The sequence below is a fragment of the Chryseobacterium vietnamense genome (genome assembly GCF_031454475.1).
GTDB lineage: Bacteria > Bacteroidota > Bacteroidia > Flavobacteriales > Weeksellaceae > Chryseobacterium > Chryseobacterium vietnamense.
In genome coordinates this window covers 673,027-681,901 of sequence record NZ_JAVDQX010000003.1, presented here as the reverse complement: position 1 = coordinate 681,901, position 8,875 = coordinate 673,027, and the positions used below count along the sequence as shown (strand labels likewise).

At 38.0% G+C, this 8,875-nt stretch carries 6 protein-coding genes; 1 reads left to right on the top strand and 5 read right to left on the bottom strand.

Features of this window, described 5'->3' with window-relative positions:
- Positions 1 to 1,086: 1,086 nt before the first annotated feature.
- The 3 genes from cysS to folE all read right to left on the bottom strand — a co-directional run bounded on the left by cysS (position 1,087) and on the right by folE (position 3,782).
- On the bottom strand, positions 1,087 to 2,553 hold the full coding sequence (gene cysS / locus J2786_RS17150) for a cysteine--tRNA ligase (RefSeq protein ID WP_047427753.1): 1,467 nt from the start codon (positions 2,551 to 2,553) through the stop codon (positions 1,087 to 1,089).
- Between the two features lie 125 nt (positions 2,554 to 2,678).
- Positions 2,679 to 3,110: a DinB family protein gene (locus tag J2786_RS17145; RefSeq protein WP_047427750.1), complete on the bottom strand. Its 432-nt coding sequence runs from the start codon at positions 3,108 to 3,110 to the stop codon at positions 2,679 to 2,681.
- Between the two features lie 6 nt (positions 3,111 to 3,116).
- Positions 3,117 to 3,782, bottom strand: coding sequence for a GTP cyclohydrolase I FolE (folE, locus tag J2786_RS17140; RefSeq protein WP_034694807.1), 666 nt, complete (start codon positions 3,780 to 3,782; stop codon positions 3,117 to 3,119).
- Between the two features lie 101 nt (positions 3,783 to 3,883).
- On the opposite strand from folE, the gene J2786_RS17135 reads away from it, so the two are divergent.
- Positions 3,884 to 5,035, top strand: coding sequence for a hypothetical protein (locus J2786_RS17135; RefSeq protein WP_047427746.1), 1,152 nt, complete (start codon positions 3,884 to 3,886; stop codon positions 5,033 to 5,035).
- A 211-nt stretch (positions 5,036 to 5,246) separates the two neighbouring features.
- Here J2786_RS17135 and metF read toward each other — a convergent pair whose 3' ends face one another.
- Positions 5,247 to 6,206 carry a methylenetetrahydrofolate reductase [NAD(P)H] gene (metF, locus tag J2786_RS17130; RefSeq protein WP_047427744.1) on the bottom strand — a complete coding sequence of 320 codons (960 nt, stop codon included), beginning with the start codon at positions 6,204 to 6,206 and terminating at the stop codon, positions 5,247 to 5,249.
- 7 nt (positions 6,207 to 6,213) lie between these two features.
- Complete coding sequence (gene metH, locus J2786_RS17125) at positions 6,214 to 8,874, bottom strand: methionine synthase (RefSeq protein WP_052186809.1); 2,661 nt, start codon at positions 8,872 to 8,874, stop codon at positions 6,214 to 6,216.
- Position 8,875: the final 1 nt, after the last annotated feature.

Below are 8,875 nucleotides of genomic sequence, written 5' to 3'. Positions count from 1 at the left end.
GTGAAAAATTTTAAACATTTGTTTGGGGATCGGGTGAGAGTGTGGGAGGGTTGGAGAGTTTGAGCGTTGGAGAGGGTGAAAATGGATCATTCGGGAGAGTTTCGAGATGCGGGGTTTTTAGGGTGACCATTGATCAAAAGAAGGTATATATATTATATAGTAGAGCTTTTTTTAAATTAATACACTATATATAAGTTTTGGCTAAAGCCAAACTAAGGAATTATTTTTTACTAAACGGGCTAAAGCCCGTTCCTATTGAATATTTACAGATCTCCTGGATCTGCACAAATAAGATGTCCGCATTTATATTATATATAATATAGGATGGGAAATGTTAAAGAGTACATCATATATAATATAGAGTAATAGGATTTAAATCCTATACCCATAATTAATAAAATGCTTCGACTCCGCTCAGCATGACACAGCTAATACTAACTGCTAAAAAAAGTCTTAGATAGCAACCTGCCAACTTACATCCTTTAAGAGCTTTTGTAAAGAAGTTTGGATTTCTGTACAATGACACAATGGGAATAGAGAATTTATACTCAATAACCAGCTTCCATAGAAATCAGCAATAGGAAAAATTCACTACCAATGTTCCTTTCTACATGGAAACTCGAAACCCGCAACACAAAAACCCGAACCACTGTACACTCCTACCCCGAAAATCATCATTCATCATTCATCATTCATCATTCATCATTCATCATTTATAATTGATAATTGATAATTGATAGCTCCTGCCCTAGCCCTGATAGTAATGGTTACCCCGCAGCATGGGTTGGAGAGTGGGTGGGACTGGGCGTGGGAGTGCGCTGGCGCGAGGAGTATGAATGGATAGCAGGATAAAGCTCCTGAGAAAGTTGGAGAGCTGGAGAGTTGGAGGGTTTGAAAGTGAAGAAGCTCGAGAGTGAGAATGTAAGAGGTTGGAAGGTGAAAAAGTGTAAGGGTATTGAGAAGAGAATAGAAATGCGGAGTGTAAAATAGTGATATATATTTTCTGGAGGATATAAAAAAACATTCCGTAAGAATCCTGTATATAAGGGACTCCTACGGAATGGGGATAAAACGAAGTTATATTTTCTAGTTCAGAACGTATGATGTTCCGTCTCTTCCGTCTTTTAATTCGATACCTTCTGCAAGCAATTTGTCTCTGATCTGGTCTGAAAGCTCGAAGTTTTTGGATTTTCTTGCCTGATTTCTCAATTCAATCAAAACTTTTAGGGTCTGATCAAGCTTTTCATTGTTATTCTCTTCTACGGTCTGTAGTCCAAGAACATCAAAGATAAAGGCATTGAGAGTGGTTTTCAAATCTTCAAGATCTTCTGTTGAGATCGTTTCTTTACCATCGTTCAGAGCAAAGATGTATTTCACTGCTTCAAACAGGTGGGCAATCAGAATTGGTGAATTGAAATCATCTGTTAAAGCTTCATAGGCTTTATCTTTCCACTCTTTCAGGCTGAAACCGGATTGTTTTGTATCATCAGGAGTAATAGAATTCAATACTTTCACTGCTTCCATCAATCTGATGAATCCTTTTTCACTGGCTATCATGGCATCGTTTGAAATATCCAGAACGCTTCTGTAGTGCGCCTGCAGGAAGCAGAAACGTACAATTGAAGGATGGAAAGGTTTTTCAAAGAAGTCATTATCTCCTGTAACCAACTGCATGGGAAGGATATAGTTTCCTGTAGATTTACTCATACGCTGAGAATTCATCGTCAGCATATTGGCGTGCATCCAGTAATTTACCGGTGCGGCATCATTGCAAGCTTTTCCTTGTGCAATTTCACATTCGTGGTGAGGGAATTTAAGGTCCATTCCTCCTCCATGGATGTCAAATGTTTCACCCAGATATTTTGTACTCATTGCAGTACATTCCAGGTGCCATCCCGGGAAACCTTCTCCCCAAGGGGAATTCCATCTCATAATGTGGGCTGGAGATGCTTTTTTCCACAATGCAAAATCCTGTGGGTTTTTCTTTTCGCCCTGTCCGTCAAGGTCTCTGGTATTGGCGAAAAGTTCTTCTATATTACGTTTTGAAAGTTCACCATAGTTCAGTCCTCGTTTGTTGTATTCTAATACATCAAAGTATACTGAACCGTTGCTTTCATAAGCAAAGCCTCTTTCAATCAGCTTTTGGGTTAATTCTATCTGTTCTACAATATGTCCTGTAGCGGTAGGTTCGATGTTGGGTGGCAGCAGATTGAACATATCCAGGACTTTGTGGAAATCTACAGTATATTTCTGGACAATTTCCATAGGCTCCAGCTTTTCAAGTCTGGTCTGTTTTACGAATCTGTCATTATCTACATTTCCATCATCGGTAAGGTGACCTGCATCAGTAATATTTCTTACGTATCTTACTTTGTATCCCAAATGCGTCAGGGTACGGTAGATAAAATCGAAAGAAAGGAAAGTTCTTACATTTCCCAAATGTACATTGCTGTACACGGTAGGTCCACATACATACATTCCGATATTTCCTTCCAAGATAGGTTTGAATATTTCTTTTTCTGCTGTAAGCGAGTTATATATTTTTAATTGCATTTATTTTTAAGTTAAAAGATTTAATGATTTTAAAGATTCAAAATTGAGTTAAAAATTACATCTGTCACAACAAATAATTGTTGTGATAAAAATCTTATCTGAAACTTTTTTAAATTTTATCATAATTAAATCGCTTTTAAATGATGCTGTAAATGATCTACATAATCCTCGATAATAAACTCCAACGTATACACCCGAGGTTCTGTTTTGGTGGTATCACAGGTTCTCTGTAATGCTTCATCCGGGATATTTTCTACAATATGAACAATCTGATAGTTCAAAGACTTCCACAAATCAATAAGATCTGAAGTAGGAACATTCTGATAGTTCTGAGCTTTTACCCAAAAATTCTGGTCATATACAATATTTTCGTTTTCTTTATATTGTGTCACAACAAATCTACGGATATTTGTAAAAGCGCTGTCACAAAGATGGCCAATAATTTCTTTTTTGGACCATTTTTCCGAAGAACTTCTATATAACCATTCTTCTTCAGTGATATTTTGAAATCTCTGAAGCTCGGCATCAATAATATTTTTAAGAATCTGGTAGTTCATTATTTATTAATCAAGCTTTGCATGGCTTCCAACATAATGTAAGAATTCCTGTCTTGTTATAGGGTTTGTTCTGAAAATACCACTTAGTTCTGCAGTAATGGTAGAACTTGCGGTATCTTTTATTCCTCTGCAGTTAACGCAAAGGTGCTTTGCATCAATGATACACGCAACATCTTTAGTTCCCAAGGCTTCTTTCAAAGCATCTACAATCTGCATGGTAAGTCTTTCCTGAACCTGTGGTCTTTTCGCATAGTAATCAACAATTCTGTTGATTTTTGAAAGGCCAATTACTTCTCCATTGGAAATATAAGCAACATGTGCTCTTCCTATGATAGGTAAAAAGTGGTGCTCGCAGAAAGAGTATACGGTGATATCTTTTTCCACCAACATCTGGCGGTATTTGTATTTGTTGGAGAAAGTGGAGATTCCCGGTTTGTTTTCAGGAAGGAGTCCTCCAAAAATTTCGTTCACATACATTTTGGCTACACGTCTTGGAGAGTCCTTCAGAGAATCATCTGTCATGTCCATTCCCAGCGTTTCCATGATCTCGCCAAAAAGCTCAGTAATTTTTTCAATTTTTTCCTGTGGCGATTTATCAAAAGCATCTTCCCTTATAGGCGTATGTTCTTTTCCAGTGAAAATATCATCGTCGTTATCCGTAAAATCAACCATTTTTATTTAATTTGCAGCAAAAATACGGATAATATCTTTTTCTCTATTTCAAATGAGATGAAAAACATTATCTTTTATAGCCATTTCTGATAAAAAAACATATGATTATTGTCGAACAAGTACAAAACCAACTCCATAAAAGGGAATTTCTGGAATTCCCGGCCCGCCTTTATCAACACGACAAAAATTATATCCGCCCTTTAGATAAACATATTGAGGAAATTTTTGATCCTGAAAAAAATAAATTCTTCAAAAAAGGAGAATGTGAGCGATTTTTGTTTAAAAAACATAACAAGACCGTTGGTAAAGTAGCTGTTTTTGTGAATGGATATTATGAGCAAAATCAGCCTACAGGAGGAATTGGCTTTTTCGACTGTATTAATGATCAGGAAACGGCTAATTTTATTTTTGATTACTGTAAAAACTGGCTTCAGGGAAAGGATATAGAGGCTATGGACGGGCCTATCAATTTTGGGGAAAGAGATAAATTCTGGGGACTTTTAACGGAAGGTTTTATTGAGCCATTGTTTGGAATGAATTACAACTTCCCTTATTACAAAGATCTTTTTGAAAATTATGGATTCCAGGTGTATTTTGAGCAGCTTTGCTTTACCAGACCTATTTTTGCAGAAGTTTCAAGGATCTTTACCATTGCGCATGAAAAGAACAGAAGAAATCCTGCCATTTCTGCACAGCCTATCAAAAAGAATAATCTCCCAAAATTTGCAAAGGATTTTACAGAAGTTTATAATAAAGCATGGGCTTCACACGGCGAAGGAAAGCATTTGGAAGAAGCAAAGGTTCTGAAGATGTTCAAGACAATGAAGCCTATCATTAATGAGCATATCTCATGGTTTGTATATGAAAATGATAAACCTATTGCGATGTGGATCAATATGCCTGACCTCAACCAGTGGTTTAAATATCTGAATGGAAAGTTCGGAATTTTTGAAAAGCTAAAATTTTTGTTTTTAAAGCGTTTTAAAAAGAATGAAAAAATGGTGGGGCTTGTTTTCGGTGTTGTCCCTGAATGGCAAAAGAAGGGCATTGACGGATATATGATCTGGGAAGGAACTCAGCATTTAAGAAAGCATACGGATTTTACGATTACAGAGCTGCAGTGGATTGGTGATTTCAACCCTAAGATGATCAAGATTGCCGAAGTTCTTGATACCACTGTTACCCGAAAACTGGCTACATACCGGTATTTGTTTGACAGGAATAAGGAGTTTGAGAGACATCCGATTCTTTAAAGGAAGATGGAAGTTTTTAATGGATGCTTTAGGATATTTGACACAAAGATTTTATCTGCCGCTGTATTATTTTTGAGGAGGCTAAGCCGAAATCAACTTCATTGATTCTTTCTAAGCGGATGTATAGCCTACGGCTTCTTCATCTCTTTACCAGATTTAAAAATAAAAACCCTGCTTTTTACGGCAGGGTTCCTTCATTTTGGTACTTTTATTAGAATAGCTCACCGGCTACTTTTTTAATATTATCACTTTTCCCCATTGAGTAAAAGTGCAGAACAGGAACTCCAAAATCTAGCAATTCTTTGCATTGGGCAATGGACCATTCTATTCCGATCTGTTTTACGGCTTCATTATTTTTTGCATTTTCCACTTCATTGATGAGTTCTTCGGGAAGGTCTATTTTGAATACCTGTGGCAGGATTTTCAAATGTTTCTTTGTTGCAATAGGTTTGATTCCCGGAATAATCGGAACCGTGATTCCCATTTCTCTTGCTTTCTGAACGAACTCAATATACTTTTTATTGTCAAAGAACATCTGGGTTACGATATAATCTGCCCCGGCATCTACTTTTTGTTTCAACCATTTCAGGTCATAGTTCATGGAAGGGGCTTCCATATGTTTTTCCGGATATCCGGCTACGCCGATGCAAAATTTATTCAATTCATCACTCACCTGCTCTTCGTTATGAAGGTATTTTCCTCTTCCAAGATCATTAATCTGGTTGACAAGATCCATTGCACTGGCATGCCCTCCATGCGTAGGCTCAAAATACTGATGCCCTTTCATAGCATCTCCTCTTAAGGCCATTACGTTATCTATTCCGAGGTACATACAGTCTACCAACAGATATTCTGTTTCTTCCTTTGTAAAACCACCGCAAAGAAGATGTGGAACTGTATCTACATTATATTTATGTTGAATAGCTGCACAGATTCCTAAGGTTCCAGGGCGCATTCTTGTGATACGACGCTCCATAAGGCCATTCCCTTTGTCCAGATAGATGTATTCTTCTCGGGAAGTAGTAACATCAATGAAAGGAGGTTTGAACTCCATCAACGGATCTATGTTGGTATAAAGATCTTCAATACCTATTCCCTTTTGTGGCGGAACAACTTCTAAGGAGAATAAAGTTTTTCCATTTGCATTTTTAATGTGTTCTGTTATCTTCATGTCAATGTTAATCTGCTAAATTTGGTGACAACCATTTTTTCGCTTCCTGGATGCTACAACCTCTTCTTGCTGCATAATCTTCAAGCTGGTCTTCTGTAATTTTTCCTAATCCGAAATATTTGGCATGCGGGCTTCCGAAATAATACCCGGAAACAGATGCTGTTGGGAACATCGCAAGGCTTTCTGTAAGGAAAACACCGGTATTTTCTTCCACTTTTAAAAGATCCCAGATGGTTTTCTTTTCCAGGTGATCCGGGCAGGCCGGATATCCGGGAGCCGGACGGATTCCTTTGTATTTTTCGGCAATCAATTCTTCATTGCTTAAATTTTCCTGATTGGCATAGCCCCAGTATTCTGTTCTGACTTTTTTATGTAAAAATTCTGCATAGGCTTCTGCAAAACGGTCTGCCAAAGCTTTCACCATGATGGAATTGTAATCATCATTGGCTTTTTCATATTCCGCAGACAGTTCATCTGTACCAAATCCAGTGGTTACACAAAACGCTCCTACATAATCTGTTTTTCCTGAACTTTGAGGGGCGATAAAATCACTTAGAGCGAGATAATCTTTCCCCTTTGATCTCTGAGCCTGCTGTCTCAGGGTTAAAAACTTCGCCTGTTCATTATTATTTTCATCAAAAATCAGGATATCATCCGATTCATTGGAATTGGCTTTAAAGATTCCAAAGATGGCTTTTGCGGTTAAAAGCTTCTCATCCAGAATTCTTTTCAGAATCACCTGAGCATCTTTGAACAGTTCTTTCGCCTGAGCGCCCACTACCTCATCTTCGAGAATATTCGGGTATTTTCCGTGAAGATCCCAGCTTCTGAAAAACGGAGACCAGTCGATGAAAGGAAGAAGTTCTCGCAGATCCTGATTCTCGATGACTTTTATTCCCACGCTATTCGGAGTGAATATCTCTTCGTTTTCCCAATCAATTTTAAAATTATTTTCTCTTGCTTCTTCTATGGAAACATAGTCTTTATCCACTTGTCTGTTCAGGAACTTTTCTCTGAAATCAGAGTAGTCATTCTTTAAATCCGAAACATATTCTTTATTTCTGTCACCCAGCAATGAACTTACTACGTTTACAGCTCTGGAAGCATCATTCACGTGAACGACTGCATTTTTATATTTCAAATCGATTTTCACTGCAGTATGTGCCTTTGAAGTTGTAGCACCACCGATCAGTAAAGGAAAATCTAAATTTTGTCTTTCCAATTCTGAAGCGATGTACACCATTTCATCCAAACTTGGTGTAATCAGTCCGCTTAATCCTATAACGTCTACTTTTTCTGCAATGGCTGTCTGGATAATCTTTTCAGCAGGAACCATTACTCCAAGGTCGACAATTTCATAGTTGTTACAACCCAGCACAACACTCACAATATTTTTACCGATATCATGCACATCCCCTTTCACAGTTGCCATTAAAATCTTTCCATTGGCAGGTCTTGATCCGTCTTTTTCAGCTTCAATAAACGGCTGTAAATAGGCTACTGCTTTTTTCATCACCCTTGCAGACTTTACTACCTGAGGAAGGAACATTTTTCCGCTTCCAAATAAATCGCCTACGACTCCCATTCCTGTCATCAGATTAATTTCGATAACATGAAGTGGTCTTTCTGCAGATTGTCTTGCTTCTTCTACATCTTCTTCAATAAAACGGTCAATTCCTTTTACCAGGGCATGGGTAATTCTATCCTGTAACGGATTGTTTCGCCATTCCAGATCTTCAGTTTTTTCTTTTTTTACTGATTTGTGCTTTTCTGAATAGTCGAGAAGTCTTTCTGTAGCATCTTCCCGTTTATCCAGAATTACATCTTCTACAAGCTCCAGTAATTCTTTATTGATCTCATCATACACTTCCAGCATCGCCGGGTTTACAATACCAATGTTCATTCCTGCCTGAATGGCATGGTAAAGGAATACAGAGTGCATGGCTTCCCGTACGGTATCATTTCCGCGGAAAGAGAAGGAAACATTGCTCACTCCCCCACTCACGGATGCATAAGGAAGATTTTGTCTTACCCAGCGTGTAGCTTCAATAAAGTCGATGGCATTTCTTCTGTGTTCATCCATTCCTGTTGCCACCGGAAAGATATTTAAGTCGAAAATGATATCTTCTGCCGGAAAACCAAGCTGGTTGACCAAGATATTATAGGAACGTTTTGAAATTTCAATTCTTCGGTCAAAATTGTCAGCCTGCCCTACCTCATCAAATGCCATTACAATGACTGCTGCTCCATATCTTTTAATGGCTTTTGCATGTTTGATAAATTCTTCCTCGCCTTCTTTTAAGCTGATAGAATTCACTACACATTTTCCCTGAGCTACCTGAAGACCTGCTTCCAGGATTTCCCATTTGGAAGAGTCTACCATGATTGGGATTCTTGCGATATCCGGTTCGGAAGCAATTAGGTTCAGGAATTTGATCATCGATGCTTTTCCATCAATCAATCCATCATCAAAGTTAACGTCCAGGATCTGGGCACCTCCTTCTACCTGATGGCGGGCAATATCTAATGCTTCAGAGAATTTCTCCTCTTTGATGAGTCTTAAAAACTTTTTGGAACCGGCAACATTAGTTCTTTCACCAACGTTGATGAAATTACTTTCCGGCGTTATGATAAGAGGCTCGAGGCCTGATAATCTTAAATACTTCATT

Bases quoted from the DNA above. Each gene is read 5' to 3' on its own strand.
- cysS (WP_047427753.1), bottom strand. From the start codon at position 2,553: ATGCAATTAAAAATATATAACTCGCTTACAGCAGAAAAAGAAATATTC.
- J2786_RS17145 (WP_047427750.1), bottom strand. From the start codon at position 3,110: ATGAACTACCAGATTCTTAAAAATATTATTGATGCCGAGCTTCAGAGA.
- folE (WP_034694807.1), bottom strand. From the start codon at position 3,782: ATGGTTGATTTTACGGATAACGACGATGATATTTTCACTGGAAAAGAA.
- J2786_RS17135 (WP_047427746.1), top strand. From the start codon at position 3,884: ATGATTATTGTCGAACAAGTACAAAACCAACTCCATAAAAGGGAATTT.
- metF (WP_047427744.1), bottom strand. From the start codon at position 6,206: ATGAAGATAACAGAACACATTAAAAATGCAAATGGAAAAACTTTATTC.
- metH (WP_052186809.1), bottom strand. From the start codon at position 8,874: ATGAAGTATTTAAGATTATCAGGCCTCGAGCCTCTTATCATAACGCCG.